The following is a 25,936-nucleotide window of genomic DNA, read 5'->3' as shown; positions in this document are numbered from 1 at the left end:
GTTTAGTTAAAGTAACTTCTTAAAATGTACAACTTCTTATCTAATATTATTTGTGGAAAGAATGGTTGAACACATCATTTAATCTACGAGAGTTATAAGTAATAACTCTATGCTTATATTTAAATTTATCAAAAGGAGAGAATTTTTTGATTCTGATATAGATGAAAATCCGTAGAAAATGATTTTTAAAAAATCTCTTTGGACAATGAGTAAGGTGGAGGAAATACTTAAGTAGAGAAAGATGTGAGTAAATAAATTATTTTAGGAAATGGGAGAAGAAATGAAATTAACAAAAATAATTATTAATAATTTTAGATCGTTTGGAGAAAGTCAAGTTATTAGATTCAACGATCAAACTGTATTAATTGGGAATAATAGTTCGGGAAAAACAACTTTATTACAAGCATTGAGTAAGCTGTTTTCAGACAAACAAAGTGATAGAATAATTCGAAAACATGATTTTCATCTACCAAAGGGATCAAGCCCTGGCGAAAATACTAGAACTCTTTTTATAGAAACTATTTTTGAGTTTGATGAGCTTGATGGAACTGTCGGTGGACCAGCTATCCCATTGTTTTTCGAACACTTTACAGTTTCTCAAGATGATACAAAACCTTTTCTACGAATCAGGTTAGAATCTTCTTGGGAAGATGATGGAACGGTTGAAGGAAGTGTTGATACTCAAATTTATTATATTTCATCTGATGAAGATATTATTAGAGATGAAGACAAGCATCGTGCTCCTAGAAAGGATTTGGATAAAATTAGGGTACTTTATGTACCAGCTTCAAGAACACCTGAGAAGGAGCTGAGTAATGCTTCAGGTAGTATGTTAAGTAAGCTTGTAAATAGTATAAATTGGACTGAGAATGAGATAAATAAAATTACAGATAAAATTGATGAGTTGAATAATACTTTTTTATCTGAAAATGGAGCATTAACTCAGATCAACCAAGAGATTCAGAAATCATGGGAAAGATATCATCAAGATAATCATTTTTCTCAGGCAGAGTTGACTATTAATTCTTCTGAGATGGCGGCAGCCCTCAGACAGATTGGCTTAAAATTTTCACCAACGACCACTGAAGAAGCATTTACAGTTTCAGATTTAGGAGATGGACTGAGATCTATTTTTTATTTTTCACTCGTTAATTCGATACTTGATATTGAGTTAAAGATTACAAAAAATCGTGAAGAAAATTCTAATAATCCAAGATTTAAGCTGATACCTCCAATACTAACGATCTTAGCAATAGAGGAACCAGAAAATCATATTGCTCCACATCACATTGGAAAACTGGTAAAAAGGTTTAAACAATTAAGCAATAATGACAATTCTCAAGTAATTTTAACTTCACATTCTCCAGCTATTGTAAAAAGAATTGACCCAGAAGATTTGAGGTATTTAAGAATTGAAAATAATGGCAGAGTTCTTCAAACCATTGTTTCTGATATACAGCTACCTCAAGCCATAGGTGAATCTTATAAATATATTAAGGGAGCAATTCAAGCTTATCCTGAACTATATTTTGCGAAGTTAGTAGTTCTAGGTGAAGGTGACAGCGAGGAACTGCTATTACCAAAGTTTTTTGATTTACTTGGTAAAGAGATTGATAGCTCTCAGATTTCAATTGTCCCTCTAGGGGGCAGACATGTCAATCATTTTTGGAAATTATTGAATTCTCTCAGAATTCCTCATATCACATTATTAGATTTTGATAACGAAAGATATGGAGGTGGCTGGGGAAGAGTAAAATATGTTATCCAACAGTTACTAGAAATAGGTATTGAGCGTAGTGATTTAGTGAAATTGAAAGGTGGTAGAATATTGAAAGATGAAGACATTGATAGAATTAGTTCTTGGAAGATATGTGATATCTTCTCACAATCATTGTTATCTTGGATAAATCATTTAGAAAAATTCAATATATTCTTTTCTGCACCTCTTGATATTGATTTCTTGATGTTACAACATTATAAGGAACGTTATCTGGGTACGTTATCTTTGAAAGAAGGACCAGTCGTTTCATATGCTGATTCAGATGGGAATAATAAAAAAGTAAAATTAACTGATTTGGATTGTATTGATAAATTGCAGTTAGAAGGTCTCAAAAAACGTATAGAAGAAGCAAGAAGAGCTACTTTAAAAGATAAGAGTGGTTCAGGAGATAGTTTTACTGAAGAGGAAAAGGAACTTATGATTTGGTATCAATATTTCTTTTTAGGTAGAGGAAAGCCAACAACTCACATGCAATTATTATCATCTATTAGTGATGATGAATTAACAACAAATCTACCTCCTGTATTTGAAAAAATGGTTAAACGTGCTGAAGAATTACTTGGAGATATTGAACATGATAAAGAGTGAAGAGTGGTTTCCTAAAGGAGATATCAATTTAGAAGATGCTGCATTAGGAGCCATCAAAGATGTGGATAACTGTCTAGTCATTGCTGGACCAGGTGCGGGAAAAACTGAATTACTAGCTCAAAAGTTAGACTATCTATTTTCTACAAATAAATGCGTTTCTCCGAAAAAAATTCTAGCATTAAGTTTCAAAACAGATGCTGCATCAAATTTGAAAGAAAGAGTTAAGAGACGTTATGGCGATGAATATGCTTCTCGTTTTACCTCTTTTACCTATTCGGCTTTTGAAAAGCGAATTTTAGACCAATTTAGAGATGTTCTTCCTGAGGAGATAAGACCTTCGAAGGACTATATGATTGAAGAAATGGAAGTCATAAAAGAAGTTCTTGACAGAAACGGATTCAATACTACTGGAATGGGGATGAATAGGATTAAGGATACTGCAGAAAGTATTGTTTTGAGTGAGAATGATTCAACTATAAAAAATGATCTGTTAAAGGGTACTCAGTGTAATAAGCCAGTTCTTTTTTATAGACAAATAACTAAGTTAGCTACTCGTATAATAGATAAAAACGAATATATTCGTAAAGCACTTCAAATGACATACAATTTTGTATTTCTAGATGAATTTCAGGATACGACATATGCCCAGTATAATTTATTAAAAACTTGTTTTTTAGGTTCGTCTTGCAAATTGACTGCAGTTGGAGATAATAAGCAAGCCATTATGAGATGGGCAGGTGCAAAGCCTGATATTTTTCCAGACTATATTCGAGACTTTAATTCAAATAAATATCAATTATTGATGAATCACCGCTCTGTACTTAAACTGGTAGAATTTCAAAAAGAGGTTGATCAAATCTTAAATAAAAATACCAATATTTTTCAGATAAATGATTATTCAGAATTTCAAGAGGGTGAGATAACATTATTTGAATTTGACAATGAAATTTCTGAAGCTAAGTCAATTGCAGATGATATTGAATCAAAAATTCAAGGAGGTATACGACCATCAGGAATTTGTATCCTAGCAAAACAGAAGGTTGATGATTATAGTTCAAAATTGATACCTATATTAAGTGGCAAAGGGATTAAAGCAAGAAATGAAAATGAGTATCAAAAGCTTTTAAAAGACCCTACTTGTAACCTATTATTAGATTTAATATCATGCAGTCAAGGAAAACGTGATCCTTTAATTTGGGAAAATATTAGTAATTTTTATGGAAATATCAATGGAATAGATGAATTTACAGATGAATTAACTTTGGCAAAAAACTACAGGGAGATTGATAATATAATTAGTGATGTTACTTCTCTAATTTTAAATTCGATTCCCAATGAAGACAGCATGTTAAATTTAATTGAATGTATTATTAAAAAAATAGGTGATAAAAGAATTATTTCCAGCTTTTCAATATACAATGGGAAAAGTGACCTAGATATCATTGTCAAGAAATTTTCAAAGTTATTATACAAAGAATATTCTCAAAAACAAGATGACTGGATAGATATAGTGTCTAATTTCAAGGGTGAAAACTCAATTCCCATTATGACTATCCATAAAAGCAAAGGGTTAGAATACGGGGCAGTGTATTTTCTAGGCTTGGAGGATTCTGCATTCTGGAATTTTAATGATCAACCAGAAGAAGATAAAAGTGCATTCTTCGTCGCACTTTCAAGAGCAAAAAAACACCTAATCTTTACATATTGCAAAATTAGAGATGGTCGCAAACAAAAGAATAAAAATATTAATGAGATGTATTCATTACTGACTCAATCTAGTTTAGTAGATGTTTGTAAAAGCTAATTGCTATGTCTTGTTTTATCTTTTAAAGCAGTTAAAAATGTTTCAGATATTAATGTTAAAAATAGACTTGTTGAATTTAAGAAATTATTGATATCTCAAAAAATACTCAACTAGAGTCTGATAAATTGTGTTATCAAAACAGTGATGAGGATAAAAAATTGTATCTGAATGAAGTAGACAACAAAGAAGTATGCTTTTGATGTCTCCTATACTTTCTTGAAGTTTTTTCGACCATAAAAAAACACTTCTGACTTTACTAAGTTCAGAAGTGTTTTTTGTGCGTTAATCTAGAAAGGAAGTGTTACCCAAGAAATGCGTTAATTTCAGCTTCGATAGCAGTTATTTTTGCCTCAGCATCCTCTAGGGTATCGCCAACTGTTGCAATATAAAACTTGATTTTTGGTTCTGTACCAGAAGGGCGAACAGCAAACCATGATCCATCAGCTAAGGTATATTTTAACACGTTACTTGGTGGCGTGGTGAGAGATGATTGACCTTCTTTTCTAATAGCTACTTGTTTCAGGAAGTCTTCAGTAAGAACAATTTCTGTTTGATTGATGGTTTCAGGTGCATTGTTACGGAATTTATCCATGATTTTTTTGATTTCAGCTGCGCCATCAACACCAGATAAGGTGACAGAAATCGTTTTTTCAGCGAAATAGCCATATTCTTGATAAATTTCTTCGATACCATCAGCTAAGGTTAAACCTTTTGAGCGATAATAAGCAGCAATTTCAGCGACCATTAAGACAGCTTGAATAGCATCCTTATCGCGGACAAATGGCTTGATTAAATAACCAAAGCTTTCTTCAAAACCAAAGAGATAAGTATAGTTTTCAGTTTCTTCAAACTCTTGTATCTTTTCAGCGATAAATTTGAAACCAGTTAAAACGTTGAACATGGTTGCTCCGTAACTCTCCGCAATTTTGGTAACCAGTTCAGTAGAAACAATAGATTTCGCAAGCGCAGCATTTTTTGGTAATGTGCCAGCTTGTTTATGAGCTTCTAGGATATACTTAGCAATTAAGGCACCAATTTGATTTCCTGAAAGATTTCGGTAGCTACCATCAGCTTGTCGAATCTCAACACCAAGGCGGTCGGCATCTGGGTCTGTGGCAACCAAAACGTCGGCATCCACTTGGCGTCCGAGTTCTTCGGCCATGGCGAAAGCTTCTTGGCTTTCTGGGTTAGGAGATTTGACAGTTGAAAATTCAGGATCAGGCTTTGCCTGTTCTTCAACCACTTGAACGGAGTTAAAACCTGCTTGTTTAAGAGCACGACGAGCAAGCATTTCACCTGTTCCATGAAGCGGTGTGAAGACAATCTTCATGTCATGCCCAAAGTTTTTGATAAGGTCTTGGTTAATGGTAACCTTTTTAACTTCTTTGAGATAGGCAGCATCGATGTCTTCGCCGATGACTTCAATCATTCCTTCAGCTTTAGCTGTTTCAAGATCAGCTAGAGGAATCTCAAAAGGATTATCAATAGCTCGAATATAATTCGTCAATGCGTCAGCATCAGCCGGTGGCATCTGACCACCATCTGCTCCATAAACTTTGTAACCATTAAATGGTGCCGGGTTGTGGCTAGCCGTAATCATAATTCCAGCAAAAGCACCTAAGTGACGAACAGCAAAGGAAAGTTCTGGTGTTGGACGTAAGCTCTCAAAAACATAAGCTTTGATGCCGTGAGCAGCTAGCACTTGGGCTGATTCAAATGCAAATTCTGGAGAGAAGTGACGCGAATCATAGGCAATAGCAACACCAGCTTTTTTAGCAGCTTCACCTTTTGATTCGACTAACTTCGCTAGACCTTCTGTAGCTTGACGAACGACAAAGATATTAATTCTGTTAGTGCCAGCACCGATATAACCACGCATACCAGCTGTACCAAACTCTAAATTAGTATAAAATGCATCTTCTTTTGTTTTATCATCCATGCTGAGTAGTTCGTCTTTTAAATAAACTGGAAGGTTGGGAACGTTCAGCCATTTTTGATAATTTTCTTTATAAGTCATACAAGTCTCCTTTTATATTTTTAACCGCTTTCATTATATCATGTTGAAAAGAAAAAATCACTATTTTTTTGCAATAGTTTCCAAAAGGTTTTTCAATTTTTTCAATAGCTGTAAGTACTCTTTTTTGTGCAATCAAAAAGCCTAGGAACTGTCAGTTAACAGCAACTAGGCCTAGAAAATGATCTTATTTTTTGAAAGCAGATAATCTTGGGACGATTGCAATCACGACAATGGCAGAGATTATCATTTCAGCAATCGCATTTGTTGAAATCACAGCTGCAAGAAGTGCCTTGATATTTCCTCCAAAAACTGAAGAAAAGAAGAAGAAAATACCAGATAGTACAAATAAAGTATTGGTTAAAGAACCTACGATTCCAGATAATAAAAGTCCAAATTTATTATGAATCAAGCGGTAGCAATAATATGGAGTGATACCGATTAAAATACGAGGCACTAGGGCAATGATAATAGAAGCAACATTGCCATTATCTACAAACGGTGAAAAGAGGTAACTTGTTGGTAGTAAAACGATAGTATTTGTCACCATACTGATAAGTCCCATGAGTCCGCCAAGTGTCGCTCCAATACGAGGGCCGTACATGATAGAAGCAATGATGACAGGAATATGAACAAGGGTTGGCTTAATAGGAACTGGCCAAATGGTAAATACGATGCTACTGATGATATGAATCACTAGCATGATGGCAAAAAAGATAGCAAGGCGAGAAATCTCAGATGATTTATGACGGTTCATGGTGGTCTCCAATAGTTTAATGTGATGTAGAAGCTATGTTAGTAAACGTAGCGAGTGATGGTTATTGTGTGAGGAACACTTGTTCAATTGAGGAAATAATATGTTCAAGGTCTGCTAGCGCTCCAGGGCCCGTGTCTCCACATGCAAGTAAACTGGATTTTGGCGGAATTTCCACGAACCCTAGCGGTGCTAGACGCTTGATATTTTCCTGTGTAATAGGATTCAGATACATATTAGTATTCATGGCTGGAGCAATTAGCTTAGGGGTTGACTCGGGTAAGGCTAAGGCAACGCTTGTTACAATATTATCTGCAAACCCATAGGACAGGTGAGCGATTGTGTTGGCACTAGCAGGAGCTAGGATAAATAAATCTGTTTTTTTCGCCAATTCGATATGATTGACAATTTTCACATTGTCTTCTGCCATGACATCCAAGTGAACAGTGTTTTTTGACAATACCTGAAGGGTTAAGGGGGTAATAAACGCGGTCGCTGCCTGGGTCATCAAGACAGTTACCTCGTAACCACGTTTAACCAATTGGCTGGTTAGGTCAGCTGTTTTATAGGCAGAAATACTTCCAGAGACTGCTAGGGTAATCCGTTTAGTCATTGGTTGTTATCCTTTCATATAGTAATTGCGCGATAGCTTCCTTTGTGTCTACAGTGAGAACATCCTGATCACTGACTAGTAAGGCGCGATGTTTTCCATCCTTAATCTCAGTTAAGTCATTGGCCAAGATGTAGTCCGCCTTGTTTTTTGAAAGGCTCTCTCTAGCAACTGCAATGAGCTTATCATCACTCACATCCACCAATAGTTTAAAACCGACCAGGGTAATATCAGGATTCCATTTTTTGACAAATGAAATCACTTTAGGGGTCTTTTTCAAAAACAAGACTTGATAATCTGACTGAGATGAAATTTTTGTTTCAGTGTTAGCCTGTGTCAGGAAAGAGTGGAGTGATTCTGTTTGTACTACAGTCTCAAAATCCGTCATATAAACTGGAGTATAGTCAGAAACTGCCATGCTATGAATCAAGACATCATGCTTTGGCACCAATTGTTCCAAAGTAGTCATTAAGCTGTCTACATTTGTTACCTCATGAAGTGTCAAGTTCTCAGTGATTGTTGGTTTAACAGCTCCTTTTGTGGTTACCAAGGTTACTTCATGGTTGTGTTTTAAGAAGGTTTCAGCAATGATTTTTCCGAGTTGTCCGGTAGAACGATTGGTGATGCCTCGAACAGCGTCAATAGTTTCAGTTGTTCCACCTGATGTGATTAATAGTTTCATAGGCATATTTTATCAGAAAATAAGCTAATAGTAAATCTATTGGAGGTGAAAATTAAATTTACCAAATAAGTCATCATGTTATTTGTTTGCTTCGGACTAGTTAATCAGCATAACACTGATCTGAGCGCATTAGCATCTCAAACGCTTATTTGATGATGGTTGATTTGATCAAAGCCATGTTTTCTGATTTTTACCAACAGATTGATTATTTTGAAATCAGTCAATCTTACTGTCCAGGCAACTATGATCTTAGTATCGATGGGAAAAAATTTGCCGGCATAGCACAAAGACGCATCAAAAACGGCATCGTTGTCTCCATTTACCTCAGTGTCACTGGGGACCAAGAAGCCCGTGGTGAGCTCATTGCTGAGTTTTATAAGCAAGGGTTGGGGGATCAGACGACTACGATTGCTTATCCTGATGTTGACCCTAAGTGCATGGCTAATCTTTCTGAGTTACTAGAAACCCCATTTACCGTAGCTGATGTTATTGACAGACTATCGTTAACCTTGCGGCAAATCGGGTTTACCATTGAAAACACGACAGCTAACCCTGAACTGCGTGTGGCTTTTGAACGCATCTATGAAGGCATGCAGGCACAAATTCGATAGGATGTTATTTTATGAACAATGCATTTATTCCCTTATTTTCTCCATTAACTTTGCCTAATGGCGTGGTGCTATCGAATCGATTTGTTTTGTCCCCGATGGTAACCAACTCTTCAACGGCTGATGGATTTGTCAGTCAGGATGATTTGAACTATGCCAAAAGGCGAGCAGCTTCAGCTCCACTTCAGATTACAGGTGCTGCTTATATTGATGCCCACGGGCAATTGTTTGAGTATGGGTTTAGTGTTTCTAAGGACGAAGACATTGCAGGGCTTAGTCAGTTGGCTCAAACGATGAAAGCACAAGGGGCGAAGGCTATTTTACAGTTGACTCATACTGGACGGTTTGCTAGCCATAGTTTGACGAAGTATGGCTTTGTCTATGGTCCAAGTCCTATGTCCCTAAATTCTCCTCAACCTCATGAGGTTCGCGCCTTATCCACACAACAACTAGAAGAATTGGTAGAGTCTTATGCCAAGGCGACTAGCCGAGCGGTAAAGGCTGGTTTTGATGGTGTGGAAGTGTCCTCAGCGCAACGTTTGCTGATTCAGACCTTTTTTTCGACCTTTTCAAATCATCGCCAAGACGACTATGGGGCTCAAACCCTTAAAAGTCGGTCAAAATTTGGTTTAGAGGTTTTGAGAGTTGTTCAAGACACCATTACAAGAGAAGCGCCCAACTCTTTTATTCTAGGTTTGAGAGCAACTCCAGAAGAAACAAGAGGGCATCAGATTGGTTACTCGATTGATGAATTTAGCTGTTTTATGGACTGGGCTCTTGATATTGCACAGCTGGATTATTTAGCCATTGCTAGTTGGGGACATGATGTTTTTAGAAATAAGGTGAGGGCTGCTGGTCCCCATCAAGGTCGTCTCGTCACACAGGTGATAAAAGAGCAGCTAAAAGGGCGATTGCCCATCATGGCTACTGGAGGGATCAATACCCCTGAAAAAGCAATCGAAGCGCTAGAACATGCAGATTTTGTGGGAGCATCGACCCCCTTTGTTGTTGACCCAGAGTTTGTTTTAAAAATGCAAACAGGTAATGAGGACAAGATTCGTTTAACCATTCGTTTGGAAGACCTAGAGAGCCTGGCCATTCCTAAGGCTTCGTTTAAAGATATTGTCCCTCTCATGGATTATGGTGAATCGTTGCCTTCGGAATCTCGTCAGTTGTTTCGTCAGCTAAAAGATAACTATAAGGAGAAAGAATGAAACTTAGTGTCTTGGATTATGGCCTGATTGACAAAGGGAAAACAGCTTCCCAAGCCCTCAAAGAATCCTGTCAGTTAGCAAAAAGAGCAGAAGATTTGGGATTTAACCGTTTTTGGGTAGCTGAACACCACAATATTAAAGCCCTAGCAACCAGTAGTCCAGAGGTCTTTATGATGCATCTGGCAGACCGGACCAATCGTATTAGGATTGGTTCTGGGGGCGTGATGGCCTTGCATTATAGCACGTTTAAAATCGCTGAAAACTTCCGCATGCTTGAAACCCTTCATCCTAATCGCATCGACCTTGGTATAGGCAATTCCTTAGGAACCCGTCTGGTTCAAAGTGCTTTGTCTAGCATCCATGAAAAAGATGATTATGGTCAGGTCTTAGCCCAATTACAGGGCTACTTGTCGCCAGACAAGCAGGCACCGTTGCCGCTTGACGTTAATCCTAAAAGTGCAAGCTACCCACAACTGTGGCCGCTCAGCAATAGCGAAGAAACGGCTCGCACGGCAGGACAACTCGGTCTGGGGTATACCTTTGGTATTTTTCCTTATATGCCAAAAGATCCGATAGCCTCTGCTAAACAGTCGACTCAAGCCTATCGCGATGCCTTTAGCCCTTCAGCACAACAGCAAGAGCCACAGGTCATGTTAGCTGCTTTTATTATCATTGCTGAAACAGACGATAAGGCTCAAGAACTGGCTAAATCACTAGATATATGGATGCTTGGGAATCAAGACTTCAACGAATTTGACACCTACCCAACTTATTCAGAAGCTAGCACCTATCCCTTGACTGAGAAACAAAAGCTGACTATCGCAGCCAATCGCAATCGTATGATTGTAGGGTCACCACAATTGGTGAAACAACAACTAGAGCCCTTACTTGCCGCTAGTCAAGCAACGGAACTGCTAGCCATTCCGCTAGTGCCAGATATCGCTAATCGTATCACATCTCTTGAACTTTTAGCAGATTTATATTTATAATGAAGTGTTAGATGAACTAATACGAAGCTGACAGTAACGAACTGTCTTATTTAAGAAAGGAACTGACAATGAAAAAAATTGCAAATTATCTATTAATTGAACAGCATGAAGACCATTACACCATCAGCATGACACCAGAATTGCAAGATGATATTGGTACAATTGGATACGCTGAATTCACAACAACAAAAACTGTTGCAGTTGATGACGTTCTTTTAGATTTAGAGGCTTCAAAAACCGTTATGGCAGTATTATCACCTTTGGCTGGTACAATTGTTGCACGTAATGAAGCGGCAACCATAACACCAACCTTGCTTAATTCTGAAAAAGCTGACGAAAATTGGATTGTGACCTTAACAGACGTCGATCCAGAAGCATTTGCTGCTTTAGAAGATGCTTAATCAGAGTGATTTACTGGGAGATATGATTGCGCTTTTGTTGGCGGAGCGTGGGATAGACCATGAATCTGAAACCATAGCCTCCTCACTGTCAGCAAGGCACCATCAGTGGCGCTCTCTTATCAATCAACGTCCTGCCAGTCCTATCTCAGACGCTTATTTGCACCTAGAAGACGCCTATCTAACGAAGTTTCACCAGGGGAAAAAGACTGTTTACCTAAAAGATTGCCAGCCGACGTCCTATTCCAATATTTATAGTTATCATGGCGACATTACAAGTTTAGGTGTTGATGCGATTGTCAATGCAGCCAATAGTCAAATGCTAGGGTGTTTTATCCCTAATCACCATTGTATTGACAATGCCATTCACACGTTTTCTGGTGTGCGGTTGCGTCTAGCCTGTCATGAGCTCATGTTAGCGCAAGGCAAAAAAGAAGCAATCGGACAAGCGAAACTAACAGACGCCTATCATTTACCAGCTAAATACGTCATTCATACAGTAGGACCTCAAATCACAGCAGGACAAGAGGTATCAGCGATTAGGGCAAACTTACTTGCTAAGTGTTATGAGGCTTGCTTGTCTTTGGCGCAGTCGAAACAACTTACTAGTATCGCTTTTTGCGCGATATCAACCGGAGAGTTTGGATTTCCAAAGGCAGAAGCAGCAAGCATTGCTTTTAAAACCGTTTTGAGGTGGCAACAGGACCATTCCTACCCTATAAACATTATTTTTACGACGTTTACCTCAGAAGATTACCACCTTTATCAACAATTATTTAAGAAAGAAGGTTTATCATGACAGTTTGGCAAGCTTATCCTAGCCAGGGACTTGCTCAGGCAGAGCAGTTAGCACAGCTATTGACAGAAGCAGATGCTGTCGTTGTTGGTATTGGTGCCGGGATGTCAGCAGCGGATGGTTTTACTTATATTGGTTCTCGTTTTGAGGAGGCGTTTCCTGATTTTATTTTAAAATATCAGTTTTTAGACATGTTGCAGGCCAGTTTGTTTCAGTTTGAAGATTGGGAAGAGTATTGGGCATTTCAAAGCCGTTTTGTGGCTTTGAACTATTTAGATCAGCCAGTTGGGCAGTCTTATGTCGATTTGTTGCAGATACTCGGTACAAAACCCTACCACATCATCACAACCAATGCTGATAACGCTTTTTGGGCAGCTGGCTATCACCCAGATACGGTATTTCACATTCAAGGTGAGTATGGTCTGTGGCAGTGTAGCCAGCATTGTCATCAACAGACCTATAAAGATGATAACTTGATTCGTCGCATGATTGCAGAGCAGACACAGATGAAAATCCCGAGCCATTTGATTCCTTACTGCCCTAAATGTGGTGCCCCTTTTGAAATTAATAAGCGTAACGAAGAAAAGGGAATGGTTGAGGATGCCGATTTCCAAGCACAACACAAGCGATACGAAGATTTTTTGAGCAAACACGAAAAGGACAAGGTCCTTTATTTGGAAATTGGCGTTGGTCACACAACTCCCCAATTTATCAAGCATCCCTTTTGGAAGCGCGTGATGCAAAATCCAAACGCTTTATTTGTTAGCTTGAATCATAAGCATTATCGTATCCCAAAATCAATTCGACCACAAAGTTTGGAATTAACACAAGACATTTCGTCCTTAATTCATCAGACAAACCAACGGTATTTTTCTCATCTCAAATAGCTTGAGGGGAACAAACGAAAGGAAGCATTATGTATCTTATAGAACCTATTCGCAATGGAAAACGAATCACTGATGGCGCAGTTGCACTTGCCATGCAAGTCTATGTTCAGCAACATATTTTTTTAGACGACGATATTTTATTTCCCTATTATTGTGACCCAAAAGTTGAAATTGGCAAATTTCAAAATGCTGTGGTAGAAACCAATCAAGCTTATCTCAAGGAACACCAAATTCCTGTGGTGAGGCGTGACACTGGCGGAGGCGCTGTTTATGTGGATTCGGGAGCGGTCAATATTTGTTACCTGATCAATGATAACGGTGTCTTTGGAGACTTTAAACGAACTTATCAACCTGCAATTGAAGCCTTGCACGCTCTTGGTGCAACAGGCGTTGAGATGACTGGGCGTAATGATCTGGTCATCGATGGCAAAAAAGTCTCTGGAGCTGCAATGACAATCAGCAATGGCCGCGTTTATGGTGGGTATTCCCTTTTGTTAGACGTTGATTTTGATGCCATGGAAAAGGTATTAAATCCTAATCGGAAAAAAATAGCTTCTAAGGGGATTAAATCTGTGCGTAGCCGTGTTGGTACAATCAGAGAACACCTAGACAAACAGTATCAAGACATAACCGTTGATGAGTTTAAAGATTTGATGGTTTGCCAGTTGCTTGGCATTGAATCGATTAGCCAAGCAAAACGTTACGAATTAACAGAGGCTGACTGGGAGCAAATCGATGAATTGGCTCAAAGCAAATACAAAAGTTGGGAATGGAACTATGGCAATTCACCACAGTATAGTTACCACAGAGACGGACGTTTTACAAGTGGCACCATTGATATTCACTTAGACATTGAAAAGGGTTACATAGCAGCTTGTCGTATTTATGGTGATTTCTTTGCTAAAAAAGACATTACTGAGTTAGAGCAAATACTGATTGGCACCAAAATGGAAGAAAAAGACATATTAGCAGAACTTGAAAAAATAGACCTGACCCCTTATATTGGAAATATAAGTCCAGAGGAACTGGTTGATTTGATTTTTCATAAAAATAAATAGTATTTTCTGCTAAAAATGGTTTTATTGCGATAAATAACGAATGTTTTTAGTTATTAAACTAAATAATATACGCATTATAGCGAATATGCTATAATGTTTTTATTAAGTAAAAATTGAGGAGTTGTCCATGAAATCAGATATAGAAATCGCCCAAAGTGTCACCTTGCAACCCATAACAGAAATTGTTAAAAGCGTTGGTATTACTGCTGATGACATTGAATTGTATGGAAAATACAAGGCAAAGTTGTCATTTGAAAAAATGAAAGCTGTTGAGAGTAATGCTCCAGGCAAATTAATTTTGGTAACAGCAATCAATCCAACTCCGGCTGGAGAGGGAAAATCAACCATGTCTATCGGTCTTGCGGATGCGCTTAATAAAATAGGAAAAAAAACCATGATTGCGCTACGTGAGCCTTCTTTAGGTCCTGTTATGGGAATCAAGGGCGGCGCAGCAGGAGGTGGCTATGCTCAGGTATTGCCAATGGAGGATATCAACCTACACTTTACTGGAGATATGCATGCCATCACAACAGCAAATAATGCTTTGTCTGCTCTGATTGACAATCACCTTCAACAAGGAAACGAACTTGGAATCGATCAACGTCGCATTATCTGGAAGCGTGTGGTTGACTTAAACGACCGTGCCCTTCGTCAAGTTATTGTCGGCTTAGGTAGCCCTGTTAACGGTATTCCTCGTGAAGATGGCTTTGACATCACTGTGGCGTCTGAGATTATGGCTATTTTGTGTTTAGCGACGTCTCTAGCCGATTTGAAGGAGCGCTTAGCTAATATTGTGATTGCTTATCGCTATGACCGCACACCAGTTTATGTCCGTGATTTGAAAGTCCAAGGGGCACTAACCTTATTGCTTAAAGACGCTATCAAACCAAACCTTGTTCAAACCATCTACGGCACCCCAGCCCTAGTGCATGGTGGTCCTTTTGCCAATATTGCCCACGGTTGTAACTCTGTTTTAGCTACCTCAACAGCCCTACGTCTAGCAGACTACACCGTTACTGAGGCAGGTTTTGGTGCAGATTTAGGAGCTGAAAAGTTCCTTAACATCAAGGTACCTAACCTACCAAAAACTCCAGATGCTGTCGTGATTGTGGCAACGCTGCGCGCCCTAAAAATGCATGGTGGCGTGCCCAAGTCAGAGCTAGCTACTGAAAATGTCGATGCTGTGCGTGCCGGCTTTGCCAATCTCAAACGCCACGTCGAAAACATTCGTCAATTCAATGTGCCAACTATCGTTGCAATCAATGAATTTGTTGCTGACACAGACGCAGAAGTCTCAGCCTTAAAATCTCTCTGTGCCGAAATAGACGTCCCTGTGGAACTAGCCAGTGTTTGGGCTAATGGAGCCGAGGGTGGTGTTGAATTAGCAGAAACTGTAGCACGCGTCATTGATGCTAATAAGGCAGACTATCAGCGCCTATATTCAGACGAAGACAGTCTAGAAGACAAAGTAACAGCCATTGTGAAAAAAATCTATGGTGGTAAAGGTGTTCAGTTTGGTCCAAAAGCCAAAACACAACTGAAACAGTTTGCAGAATTTGGTTGGGATAAATTGCCTGTCTGCATGGCAAAAACACAGTACAGTTTTTCGGATAACCCAGCCCTACTCGGAGCACCGACAGATTTCGAGATTACCATTCGTGAGTTTGTGCCAAAAACAGGAGCAGGATTCATTGTTGCTCTCACAGGAGATGTGATGACTATGCCAGGACTACCTAAGGTCCCAGCTGCTATGAACATGGATGTTTCTGATGACGGTGTTGCCGTAGGACTATTTTAATCCTCTCAAAGCTAGATCTAAACGATCTAGTTTTTGACTGCTCTGAGTGCTCACAAACGACGAGTGAGCTTCTTAATCAAAGTGTCTTATGATATAATAGATAAAAAACTGGAGGACTGGTTGTCATCAAAAAGAAAGAAAAAGTGAAATACTTGCTCCACAAAAGTAAGAAGGGCTTACTTTTGAGAGGTATTTTTAGTCGAGCAACAATTATTGCAACGTTAATCTTACTGCAATTAGGATTTTTGTTTCAAACATATGCTTGGGTTGGTCAATATGGTTTTGGTGTCACCGCTATTGAGGCCATATTTGTTGTGGCTATCGTCTTATATTTGGTCAATAGCGATATGGACGCCATCTCTCGAGTGACTTGGTTGATTTTGATTATGATTGCTCCACTCTTAGGCTCTTTATTTTTGATTTATACAAAATTAGATTGGGGTTATCGTGGGCTAAAACAACGCATTAACCATTTAATCGACCAGTCTAGACCTTACCTGAGAGATGATAAGGTAATCATGGATACCTTAAAAAGCAATACCTCAACAACCTATCACTTAGTACAATACTTGGAGCGTAGCCGAGGAAATTTCCCCATTTATCAAAACACAAAAACCACCTATTTTCCAACAGGTGAATCCTTTTTTCAAGAATTAAAAGAGCAACTGGAATCAGCTCAAAAATACATTTTTTTAGAATTTTTTATTATTGCTGAAGGAGTGATGTGGGGAGAAATCCTCAGCATTCTAGAACGAAAAGCGGCTGAAGGGGTTGAAGTCAGGGTTCTCTTTGATGGCATGATTGAATTATCAACCTTATCACCTGATTATGCAGAAAGACTCAAGCAAATAGGCATTCAAGCAAAATCTTTTTCCCCGATATCTCCCTTTATTTCAACTTACTATAATTATCGTGACCATCGTAAAATTGTGGTTATTGATGGTGAGGTCGCTTTTACAGGTGGGATTAATTTGGCAGATGAATACATCAATCATATCCAACGATTTGGCCATTGGAAAGACGCAGGCCTGATGATTCAAGGGGAGGCTTGTGACAGCTTTTTAATTCTGTTTTTACAAATGTGGTCTATTACAGAAAAACAATTATTAATTGAGCCTTATTTGTCAAAACATACCAAGCCAGTTGAAACAGATGGCTATGTTATCCCTTATGGAGACTCCCCTTTAGACACAGATAAAATTGGCAAGAACGTCTATATTGATATTTTAAACCATGCTAGAGAATACGTTTATATCATGACGCCTTACCTTATTCTTGACAGTGAAACAGAGCATGCGTTGCGCTTTGCATCTGAACGTGGCGTTGATGTTCGTCTTATTTTACCAGGTATTCCGGACAAGAAAATCCCCTATGCACTAGCCAAGACCTATTACAAAGGGCTAATGGCATCTGGTGTTAAGATTTACGAATACACTCCAGGTTTTGTGCACTCCAAAGTATTTGTTTCAGATAATAGCAAAGCAGTAGTGGGGACAATCAATCTCGACTACCGAAGCCTTTATCATCACTTTGAATGCGCGACCTATCTTTATCACGTGTCAGTTATTAAAGATATTGTCAATGACTTCAAAGAAACACAAGAAAAATCAACCCTTGTTACCCGCTCTCAATTAAAAAAACGCCCATGGCATCAAAAAATCATTGGCCTTTTAGTAAAAACCATTGCACCTCTCTTGTAAAGTTAACAGTATTATGTTATTATGGGTTTATGCGATGAGTCGATTGTGATTTTTAATCACATTTGCGCTGGGGAGGTCATTAAGGCAGGAGCCGACTTTGATAAATCGTGTGAACCTTTTTATCACATTCAGTGATGAGTGCCCCGCGGAGCTGAGAATTTTCTCAGCTTTTTTTGTATGCAAAAACTCTTCTTTGGGGGAATAAGCATAAAAGCTTGACAAACACTGACAAGATTTGGATAATGTAGAAAAAGACTAACAGAAATGAAATGAGGCTCTCCCATGCAAATTACCAAACGAAATGGACAAGTAGCAGAATTTGATCCTGAAAAAATTTACCAGGCGATTATCAAAGCAGCCAGAACAGTCTATGTGATTGATGACACATGGCGACACAACCTGACTCAAGTGACGAAAAAAGTGGTCATTGACCTTGAAGAAGTGCATGCTGAACGTCCGACCATCAGCATGATTCAATCATTTGTAGAAAACCGCTTGATTGATGCTGGCTATATCAATATCGCTGAGCATTACATCTCTTATCGCCTGCAAAGAGATTTGGAGCGTAATGGTTATGGTGAACGGATTACTGTACACTTACGCTTTGAACAAACGAGTTAATCAAAAAACTAGTCCTAAATTGAAGGACTAGTTTTTTTGATGTCTTGATTTGAGTAAAGTTTTGCCAATTGAGATGCAGTTTCTGAATTAATGTCTAAACTCAGGTATTTCTCTTTGGAGTCTGTAATCAGACGTGACCGTTCTAACTTCATTGCTCGCCCCACTAGATAAGGACTATCTAAGCTGACAATCAATTCCTTAGGAGTGAGGCGATAGGTTAAGCCAGGAGCTAGGCTTTGCATATCTGACTTCAACTCATCTTCTCTTTTTTTAAAGAATTGCTTGATTTGTTTTAAATTTTTTTGGAACATGCCATTATCAAGGTACAGCGACAATGCTTTTTGCATCATCAGATTCGTATCTAAATCAATCATTGATTTATGGTGCAAAAAATTATCTTTTAGGGGCTCTGGTAAAACTAAGGCTCCCAAGCGCAGAGCTGGAAAGACACTCATAGAAAACGATTTTAAATAAATTACTTGGTGATGAGTATCATAGTAATGCAAAGGCGGCTCACTGCTTTTGGCAAAATCTCCGAGATAATCGTCTTCTAATAAGTAGACGCCGTATTGCTGTGCTAATTCAATGAGCTTTTCTTTTTCTTTATTGTTATAAGATAATCCTAGAGGATTTGAAAAGCGAGATATGGTATAAAAAAATTTAATAGACCCTGTCTTAAAAATCTGCTCTAATTCTTGAAAATCAAGTCCCTGAGTACCACGACCTATAGTTTTGAAAGGAATATTTAAAGAGCTAACCAAGCTCTCCATTCGGTGATAGGTTGGTTTTTCTAACAAGACCTCTTTACGACCATTTGGAAAAGGCATTTGAGATAAAATATAGAGTGCTTGTTGGGTACCTGCGGTGACAATGAGTTGACTTTGTGTCGTGTAGATGCCATGATCTGCTAAGTGAGGTAATAAAGACAGTAATAAGTCTTCTAAACCTTCGCCCTGATGATAGTAATTGAAGAGGTAGGCCTCTTTTCCAGCCAGGGCTTCATTAAGACAAAGGCGAAACTCTTCGTAAGCCATATTGTTGTAATCTTTTAGACTAACGGTTGATTGAAGATGGTCATCACCGACCTTACCTAAAATATAGTAGCCACTTTTTGGAACAGAATAAATCAATCGACGATATTTCAATTCTAGTAAGGCGCGTTGAACAGTATCTTTGCTGCAACGATATTGTTGGCTCAAGTGTCGGATAGAGGGTAATTTTTGCCCTTGCTTCAAGACATGTTCTTGGATGTCTCGTTCGATATCAGTGATAATTTGGTGGTATTTACTTGTCATTTTTGTCCCCATACAGTTTAAACTTATCTCTATTGTACTTGAAGATGTTTTTTCTTACAATAGTAAAAACAGGATTAAGGAGATTATCTTATTTTAAAACGTGTAATTATAGCTAATGATATTGTTGGCGTTGGTAAAGTGGCCCTTTCAGCAAGTATTCCGATAATGGCTGTTTGTCAAGTGGAACAAGCTATTTTGCCGACCTGCTTATTGTCACGGCATACTGGAGGAGACCACCCACCTTACCGTCAACATTTTTCAAAAGGCTTACTTAACTTTCTCAACGATTGGGAGTCTGCTCAGATAAACTTTGACGGCTTTTTTGTGGGCTATCTTGATCAGCCTAGCGACGCTCTGCCCATAATAGACTTTATTGAAAAACATAAGCTTCCCTTGGTGCTAGACCCGATAATGGCTGATAATGGTAAATTATATGCCTCTTTAGGTCTCGAGCATCTACAGGCTATGAAAACATTGGCTAAAAAGGCTCAACTGATTTTGCCTAACCTAACAGAAGCCTGCCTCTTGGCAGATTACCCATTGCTAAAAGCCCCCTATACGCCACAAAACATTGAAGGATTGCTCACGGCCTTGGCTAAACTAGGTCCACAAGACATTGTTTTGACTGGTGTTTCTTTTTCTGACAACCAGATTGGCTTTGCTTATTATTCAGAGACATCTGATCAGATTAGCTACCATATGGTACAGCACCATCCGCATCATTTCTATGGGACAGGGGATGTGGTTTCTGCCATTGTCACAGCAGGTTATATGCAGGGCATTAGCATTCACAAACTATTACCACTCTCACTTGAGTTTTTACAGCAATCACTAGTCACAACACTGCATCTAAATAGAGAGTTGTCGCTTGGCATCTGCTTTGAACCTCATCTAGGTGATTTGATCACCTCATTTAAAACATTATTGGAGACATCACATGACATCACAAAAACTTGCTAATCAAATCGAACTTAGCCTTTTTGCAGCTTTGATTTTTATATCCGTAGAATTACTTAGAATACCTGTCGGACCTCAATTTATCCATTTGGGAAATGCTTTAGTTGTGATAGCTGTTTTACTATACGGGTCGAAAAAGGGAGCTTTAGTAGCCACTATCGGTTTAGGCATTTTTGATGTGATGAATGGCTATGCCGCAGTTGCTTGGATAACCATATTAGAGTCTTTGATGATTTGTTACCTTTTGCATCTTTTTTATGAAAAATGGTTACGTTCAAATGACAAAACTAGCAATATTATTTCTGTTGGAATCATCGCTGCAGTCGCTAAATTGTTGATTAATCTTATCAAATACACCCTCATCGGTTATTTAGGAGGAAATCTGCCTGTCCAAATAGCCTTAGCGACAGCTATTGGGAAAATTGGAGGTAGCTTTGGAAGCTCTCTAGCAACTGCCATAGCTGTTCCTATCTTATACCCTATCTTTAAACAACTCAAACGACGCAGAGCTTTTAAGTAGACCGTCAGATTTATCTTATTTTTAATCTATGATAAATTAAATTTTTGTTTTATGTTGGGGTTTTATAGGAGCTAGTGAGAGTTAGAACTGTAGAAAATCTTATTGCTTAAATTGATAAGATATCGATTAATCTCAAACTCAAACACGGACCCAATCCAAAGAGAATTGACAAAAGGTGACATTTTTGCCATAATTGATAAGAAGTATAAGCCGTTTTTAACGGCTTTTTTGATGATAATTAAGGAAGTAATCATGAGTATATTAGAAGTGAAACAGCTAAGTCACGGTTTTGGTGACCGTGCGATTTTTGAAAACGTCTCTTTTCGCCTGTTAAAAGGAGAACATATAGGACTCGTTGGAGCTAACGGTGAAGGAAAATCAACCTTTATGAGTATTGTTACCGGACAATTGCAGCCGGATGAAGGGAAGGTTGAATGGTCAAAATATGTCACAGCAGGCTATTTAGATCAGCATACTGTCTTGGAAGCAGGGCAAACCATTCGTGATGTCCTCAGAACGGCTTTTGATGAGCTCTTTAAGACAGAACAACGCATCAATGAGATATATTCCTCTATGGCTGATGAGGGAGCTGATATCGATGCTTTGATGGAAGAAGTCGGAGAGTTGCAAGACCGTCTTGAAAGTCGTGATTTTTACACTCTAGATGCAAAGATTGACGAAGTGGCACGTGCTCTTGGGGTAATGGCATTTGGGATGGACACACCAGTCACAGAATTATCTGGTGGCCAACGTACAAAGATTCTATTAGCCAAGTTGTTACTTGAAAAACCAGATATTTTACTACTTGACGAACCTACCAACTACCTTGATGCTGAGCATATCGATTGGCTTAAACGCTATTTACAAAACTATGAGAACGCCTTTGTCTTGATTTCACACGATATTCCTTTCTTAAATGATGTTATTAACATTGTCTATCATGTTGAAAATCAAGATTTAGTGAGGTATTCTGGAGATTATTATCAGTTTCGTGATGTTTATGAAATGAAAAAATCACAACTAGAGGCAGCTTATGAGCGTCAACAAAAAGAAATAGCTGACTTACAAGACTTTGTTAATCGTAATAAGGCTAGAGTAGCTACACGAAACATGGCCATGTCACGTCAGAAAAAGTTAGATAAAATGGACATTATCGAACTACAATCTGAAAAACCAAAGCCAAGTTTTTCATTTAAAGAATCTAGAACACCGAGTCGTTTTATTTTCCAGACAAGAGATTTGGTGATAGGTTATGACAAACCTCTGACTAAAAATCCCTTGAACCTCACTTTTGAACGCAATCAAAAAATTGCAATCATCGGTGCTAATGGTATTGGGAAATCAACCCTTCTCAAAAGTTTGCTAGGAATTGTCCAGCCACTTGAAGGAGAGGTCGAAAAAGGAGATTTTATTGACCTAGGTTACTTTGAACAAGAAGTTCCTGGAGGTAATCGAAAAACGCCTTTAGAGGCTGTTTGGGATACTTTTCCTTCCTTGAATCAAGCAGAAGTTCGTGCCGCACTAGCACGCTGCGGATTGACCTCAAAACATATTGAAAGTCAAATTCAAGTATTGTCTGGAGGCGAACAAGCCAAAGTACGTTTCTGTCTACTGATGAGTCAAGAACACAATGTTTTGGTGCTTGATGAGCCTACAAACCATTTAGATGTCGATGCCAAAGAAGAATTACAAAGAGCTTTGAAAGCCTTTAAAGGTTCTATTCTTATGGTCTGTCACGAACCTGAATTTTATGATGGGTGGGTCACTGATATTTGGGATTTTAACACCTTAGCCTAATGTATTATCCAAGGATTTCTTCCTTGGATTTTTTGCACACATGCAAAAAACTTGACGAGAACTCAATAAGATAGTATAATGACAATATAAGTTGATACATGTGTTGTCACTTTAAAATCCCTTATCTAAAGCTTATTTTGATGATTTATTCTAAAAGTGGCTATAATAGATTTATGACAACCCTTTTTTAAAAAAGTGTCGTCACTTTACAAGAAGAGTCACGAAAATACCTAGCCTTAGTTCGTAGAGGAGTGTTTGGTTTCACCAAAATAAAAAAGGAGTGAATGTGTAATGAAAAAAACAAAAACAAACTATATGGACGTGTTACAACTTGTTTTACTTGTTGTACCAGCAGTAAAATTAGCTAAAAAAATAATGAAAGATCGTAAAGGAAAGTAGGTTATCTCATGGGACAAAAAAAACACGGATTACTATTAGGTTTAGTTCTGGGAACAACTGCCGCAACAGTAGCTTATTTAAGTTTATCATCGTCTAAAAAAGATCAGTTATTAAAAGAGAGTGCTCAAAAGATTGATGAGCTGAATGCTTATATTCAAACTAAGAGCAAGAAAGTTCTAGATACTGTATCTGATAAAGTTCAAGAATCTAAGGATGCAGTTGAGGTTTACGGTGGCATTGCTGCTGAAACAGTTGGTGAAAAATGGCAAGAAGCCAAAGATACCGTAGAGGTCTATGGTGGTATTGCTGCTGAAACAGTTGGTGAATCCATCGGACAAGCTAAAGAAACCGTAGAGTCAGTAGCAGATGACTTGGTTACAAAAAAAGATAATGATGCATAAGTTCAGTTTAAGCAACAAAAAAAACAATGGTATTTTACCATTGTTTTTTTGTTACCTAATTAGCTACAATAATCGAAACCGCTTTTGGAATCACGGTTAATGTGATTGGCAAATAGTCGCTTTTATCACCGTCTACACGGCTTCTCGGAACAGCAGATTTACGCTTATGACGTGGCAACAGTTTCAAACTAGCCGTCTGAAAATGACTAATGTCATCTACTTTTGAAAAATCCCCTCTCCTAAAATCATTGATGTGCCGTAAAAATGTGACAAAAGAGAGTTTTTTGAGTGTGTACACTTGGAAAAGGCCATCATCAGGTTGAGCGTTAGGAGAAAAAGAGGGAAAGCCAGCAATAGAGTTTGTCATCGTAATTAATAAAAACTTGGTTTTGAGGGTCAACGTATTTTCGGGACTTTGCAAGCTAATCTCATAACTCTTGTTTCGTTTTAGTATGCTAAAGCTGTCTTTTAAGAAAGCCAGGGGCCCTAATTTTCGCTTTTCTTCTGCAGTGACATTAGCTGCAATATCAGCAAGTAATCCCAAGGTGAGGCTAGAAATCATGTAAGAGTCATTAGCCTTACAGATATCGACTTGTTTGAGATGTCCAGCTAAAATAGTCTCCAACGCCTCGGTAACATCGAGTGGAGTGTTCAGAGCCTTGGCAAAATTATTTACCGTGCCAGATGGCACCAAACCAATCACCGAATGACTCCCGCCTTCATAAATCCCACCAATCACCTTGTTCAAAGTACCATCCCCACCAAGAGGAATAATAAGGTCAATCTTTTCTTGAGAGGCTTTTTTAGCCAGAGCAAAAGCGTCCTTGGCATCTTTAGGAGTGATAATCGTAACAGCTTCTGGAGAAAAACCATGTTGAAGGAAATAATCTTTTACATCTGTTGATAATTGATCTTCTTTTTTTCCTGAGTGAGGGTTATAAAAAATATGGACTGTTTTCATGGGCTGTCTTCTCGCTTCTAGAATAATCAATACTATTATTATAGCACTTATCAAAAGATGTGTCTCCAATGCAAGCAAAAGAAAGCATATAAAAAGTAGTCGTAGCTACTCAGTAATCATAACATGTAAAAAACAATTGCCATAAATTGCAAAGCTGAAGCCAGTAGGATAAAAAGGTGCCAAATCATGTGATAAAATGGTTTTTTCTTAGCATAAAAACCAGCTCCAACAGTATAAGCCACTCCTCCTAAAAGCATCAAACTACCGAATGGAAGACTTGTCTTCTGGATAATCACAGGCAAAATCAAAATCACTAGCCACCCCATAACGATATATAAAGCAAGGCTAAATTTCTCATTAATGGTTTTGGCAAAAATTTTATAAAGGATACCAAAGATGGTTATGCCCCACTGAAGAATGATAATGGTGTAACCTAGCCAGCCACCAACCAAGGATAAAGCAACAGGAGTGTAGCTACCTGCAATAGCAATATAAATCATACTATGGTCAATAATTCGCAAAATGTATTTATGAGGTGTTCCTGGTGCCATGGCATGATAAATCGTTGAGGATAAAAACATCAGAAAAAGGCTAATGATAAAAATAGAAACACCAGTAGCAGCTTTGGCATCGTGTACTTGATAGGTATATATCGCAGAAATAGGCAAGAGCACAAGCATCGCGAGAGCCCCTATAGCATGGGTGACACTATTTGCAACTTCTTCAACGAAGGATAAAGGGAAGTTTTGTTTAAAGGTTTGATTCATGATAAAGCATCTCCTGAGATAAATCCATGGTTAAGTGATAACATTTTATGGTCTGACAAGCATAACTAATCAGATTGATAGGCAAAGCCGTTGATTCTACGTTCCAATAGTGAACAAATGTATTGTAGAGCGTCTCGGAATCAGATGCATCCTGTAGATTAGCTAGGACACGGCTGATATCTTGAATGGAAAAAGAATGCTTTAAGATACTGATTGCAATCAACCGAGCAATATGTTTTTTGTGATATTTTTTTTTGTAGGGTTTTTCAATGTAGCCATGCTTAACATAATTATTAATCATTGATGCCGTGAGCAACTTAGCGTCACTAGTGTCCTTGAACCGAGTGACTTGATTAACATAGAGTAAAACTTGATCCAAATACAACTCTAAATCTGGTAGTTGGTCCCAAGGAGGGAGTTTAGGAAATTCCATTTATAGATACCTCTATATCTAGTCTTGATAACTAGATTATATCTTTAATAAAATAAAAAAGCAATTAAAAAGTAAATTGATCACTCTAAAAGTTAATTCTATAGG

The 25,936-nt window shown here is 38.2% G+C and carries 23 protein-coding genes and 1 pseudogene; 16 read left to right on the top strand and 8 right to left on the bottom strand.

Annotated elements, in window-relative coordinates; all coding sequences use genetic code 11:
* The first annotated feature begins 280 nt into the window (after positions 1-280).
* Together AKK44_RS00845 and AKK44_RS00840 are read left to right on the top strand one after the other, a co-directional pair.
* Complete coding sequence (locus tag AKK44_RS00845) at positions 281-2,368, top strand: ATP-dependent nuclease (protein ID WP_054278152.1); 2,088 nt, start codon at positions 281-283, stop codon at positions 2,366-2,368.
* The gene (locus AKK44_RS00840) at positions 2,355-4,172 is read left to right on the top strand and encodes a UvrD-helicase domain-containing protein (protein ID WP_054278109.1); all 1,818 of its coding nucleotides are present in this window, start codon (positions 2,355-2,357) and stop codon (positions 4,170-4,172) included. Before AKK44_RS00845 ends, AKK44_RS00840 begins: the two co-directional genes overlap by 14 nt.
* Positions 4,173-4,473: 301 nt before the next feature.
* Here AKK44_RS00840 and AKK44_RS00835 read toward each other — a convergent pair whose 3' ends face one another.
* From AKK44_RS00835 to AKK44_RS00820, 4 genes are all read right to left on the bottom strand, one after another.
* Complete coding sequence (locus AKK44_RS00835) at positions 4,474-6,189, bottom strand: phospho-sugar mutase (RefSeq protein ID WP_054278108.1); 1,716 nt, start codon at positions 6,187-6,189, stop codon at positions 4,474-4,476.
* 184 nt (positions 6,190-6,373) lie between these two features.
* The gene (locus tag AKK44_RS00830; protein WP_054278107.1) at positions 6,374-6,943 is read right to left on the bottom strand and encodes an ECF transporter S component; all 570 of its coding nucleotides are present in this window, start codon (positions 6,941-6,943) and stop codon (positions 6,374-6,376) included.
* 61 nt (positions 6,944-7,004) lie between these two features.
* On the bottom strand, positions 7,005-7,553 hold the full coding sequence (gene coaC / locus AKK44_RS00825) for a phosphopantothenoylcysteine decarboxylase (protein WP_054278106.1): 549 nt from the start codon (positions 7,551-7,553) through the stop codon (positions 7,005-7,007).
* A complete protein-coding gene (locus AKK44_RS00820) occupies positions 7,546-8,232 on the bottom strand; it encodes a phosphopantothenate--cysteine ligase (protein WP_330218220.1) in 687 nt (228 codons plus the stop codon). Before AKK44_RS00820 ends, coaC begins: the two co-directional genes overlap by 8 nt.
* Positions 8,233-8,357: 125 nt before the next feature.
* Here AKK44_RS00820 and AKK44_RS00815 point away from each other — a divergent pair.
* The 10 genes and pseudogenes from AKK44_RS00815 to AKK44_RS00770 form a co-directional block, all read left to right on the top strand.
* Positions 8,358-8,843: pseudogene (locus AKK44_RS00815) on the top strand (lipoate--protein ligase family protein); the annotation flags it as partial.
* An 11-nt stretch (positions 8,844-8,854) separates the two neighbouring features.
* Positions 8,855-10,054 carry an NADH-dependent flavin oxidoreductase gene (locus AKK44_RS00810; RefSeq protein WP_054278103.1) on the top strand — a complete coding sequence of 400 codons (1,200 nt, stop codon included), beginning with the start codon at positions 8,855-8,857 and terminating at the stop codon, positions 10,052-10,054.
* Complete coding sequence (locus AKK44_RS00805; protein ID WP_054278102.1) at positions 10,051-11,043, top strand: LLM class flavin-dependent oxidoreductase; 993 nt, start codon at positions 10,051-10,053, stop codon at positions 11,041-11,043. The genes AKK44_RS00810 and AKK44_RS00805 overlap by 4 nt, the downstream gene beginning before the upstream one ends.
* Before the next feature lie 68 nt (positions 11,044-11,111).
* Positions 11,112-11,444 carry a glycine cleavage system protein H gene (locus tag AKK44_RS00800; RefSeq protein WP_054278101.1) on the top strand — a complete coding sequence of 111 codons (333 nt, stop codon included), beginning with the start codon at positions 11,112-11,114 and terminating at the stop codon, positions 11,442-11,444.
* The gene (locus AKK44_RS00795; RefSeq protein ID WP_054278100.1) at positions 11,437-12,240 is read left to right on the top strand and encodes a protein-ADP-ribose hydrolase; all 804 of its coding nucleotides are present in this window, start codon (positions 11,437-11,439) and stop codon (positions 12,238-12,240) included. Before AKK44_RS00800 ends, AKK44_RS00795 begins: the two co-directional genes overlap by 8 nt.
* Entirely contained in the window at positions 12,237-13,124 is an 888-nt protein-coding gene (locus AKK44_RS00790; protein ID WP_054278099.1) for an SIR2 family NAD-dependent protein deacylase, read from the top strand. The genes AKK44_RS00795 and AKK44_RS00790 overlap by 4 nt, the downstream gene beginning before the upstream one ends.
* A 29-nt stretch (positions 13,125-13,153) precedes the next feature.
* Positions 13,154-14,182, top strand: a complete 1,029-nt coding sequence (locus AKK44_RS00785) for a lipoate--protein ligase (RefSeq protein WP_054278098.1) — start codon at positions 13,154-13,156, stop codon at positions 14,180-14,182.
* Between the two features lie 127 nt (positions 14,183-14,309).
* A complete protein-coding gene (locus AKK44_RS00780; RefSeq protein ID WP_054278097.1) occupies positions 14,310-15,980 on the top strand; it encodes a formate--tetrahydrofolate ligase in 1,671 nt (556 codons plus the stop codon).
* Between the two features lie 116 nt (positions 15,981-16,096).
* Positions 16,097-17,680, top strand: a complete 1,584-nt coding sequence (gene cls / locus AKK44_RS00775; RefSeq protein WP_082385485.1) for a cardiolipin synthase — start codon at positions 16,097-16,099, stop codon at positions 17,678-17,680.
* Positions 17,681-17,962: 282 nt separating this feature from the next.
* Entirely contained in the window at positions 17,963-18,301 is a 339-nt protein-coding gene (locus AKK44_RS00770) for an ATP cone domain-containing protein (RefSeq protein ID WP_054278095.1), read from the top strand.
* Positions 18,302-18,315: 14 nt separating this feature from the next.
* Here AKK44_RS00770 and AKK44_RS00765 read toward each other — a convergent pair whose 3' ends face one another.
* Positions 18,316-19,596, bottom strand: coding sequence for an aminotransferase-like domain-containing protein (locus AKK44_RS00765; protein WP_054278094.1), 1,281 nt, complete (start codon positions 19,594-19,596; stop codon positions 18,316-18,318).
* 90 nt (positions 19,597-19,686) lie between these two features.
* On the opposite strand from AKK44_RS00765, the gene AKK44_RS00760 reads away from it, so the two are divergent.
* The 4 genes from AKK44_RS00760 (at position 19,687) to AKK44_RS00745 (ending at position 23,670) form a co-directional block, all read left to right on the top strand.
* Positions 19,687-20,556, top strand: a complete 870-nt coding sequence (locus AKK44_RS00760; protein WP_054278093.1) for a pyridoxamine kinase — start codon at positions 19,687-19,689, stop codon at positions 20,554-20,556.
* Complete coding sequence (locus AKK44_RS00755) at positions 20,534-21,073, top strand: ECF transporter S component (RefSeq protein ID WP_054278092.1); 540 nt, start codon at positions 20,534-20,536, stop codon at positions 21,071-21,073. Before AKK44_RS00760 ends, AKK44_RS00755 begins: the two co-directional genes overlap by 23 nt.
* Positions 21,074-21,325: 252 nt before the next feature.
* Positions 21,326-22,870: an ABC-F family ATP-binding cassette domain-containing protein gene (locus tag AKK44_RS00750; RefSeq protein WP_054278091.1), complete on the top strand. Its 1,545-nt coding sequence runs from the start codon at positions 21,326-21,328 to the stop codon at positions 22,868-22,870.
* Between the two features lie 407 nt (positions 22,871-23,277).
* On the top strand, positions 23,278-23,670 hold the full coding sequence (locus AKK44_RS00745; protein ID WP_054278090.1) for a hypothetical protein: 393 nt from the start codon (positions 23,278-23,280) through the stop codon (positions 23,668-23,670).
* 55 nt (positions 23,671-23,725) lie between these two features.
* Here AKK44_RS00745 and AKK44_RS00740 read toward each other — a convergent pair whose 3' ends face one another.
* From AKK44_RS00740 to AKK44_RS00730, 3 genes are all read right to left on the bottom strand, one after another.
* The gene (locus AKK44_RS00740) at positions 23,726-24,631 is read right to left on the bottom strand and encodes a diacylglycerol/lipid kinase family protein (RefSeq protein ID WP_054278089.1); all 906 of its coding nucleotides are present in this window, start codon (positions 24,629-24,631) and stop codon (positions 23,726-23,728) included.
* Positions 24,632-24,747: 116 nt separating this feature from the next.
* Positions 24,748-25,398: a PAQR family membrane homeostasis protein TrhA gene (trhA, locus tag AKK44_RS00735; RefSeq protein WP_054278088.1), complete on the bottom strand. Its 651-nt coding sequence runs from the start codon at positions 25,396-25,398 to the stop codon at positions 24,748-24,750.
* Positions 25,382-25,831, bottom strand: a complete 450-nt coding sequence (locus tag AKK44_RS00730; protein WP_054278087.1) for a DUF1836 domain-containing protein — start codon at positions 25,829-25,831, stop codon at positions 25,382-25,384. Before AKK44_RS00730 ends, trhA begins: the two co-directional genes overlap by 17 nt.
* Between the last annotated feature and the right edge of the window lie 105 nt (positions 25,832-25,936).

It is taken from the genome of Streptococcus phocae, from assembly GCF_001302265.1.
In the GTDB taxonomy this organism is placed as follows: domain Bacteria; phylum Bacillota; class Bacilli; order Lactobacillales; family Streptococcaceae; genus Streptococcus; species Streptococcus phocae.
The sequence above is the reverse complement of the archived record's forward strand: the minus strand, read 5'-3'. Positions and strand labels throughout refer to the sequence as shown.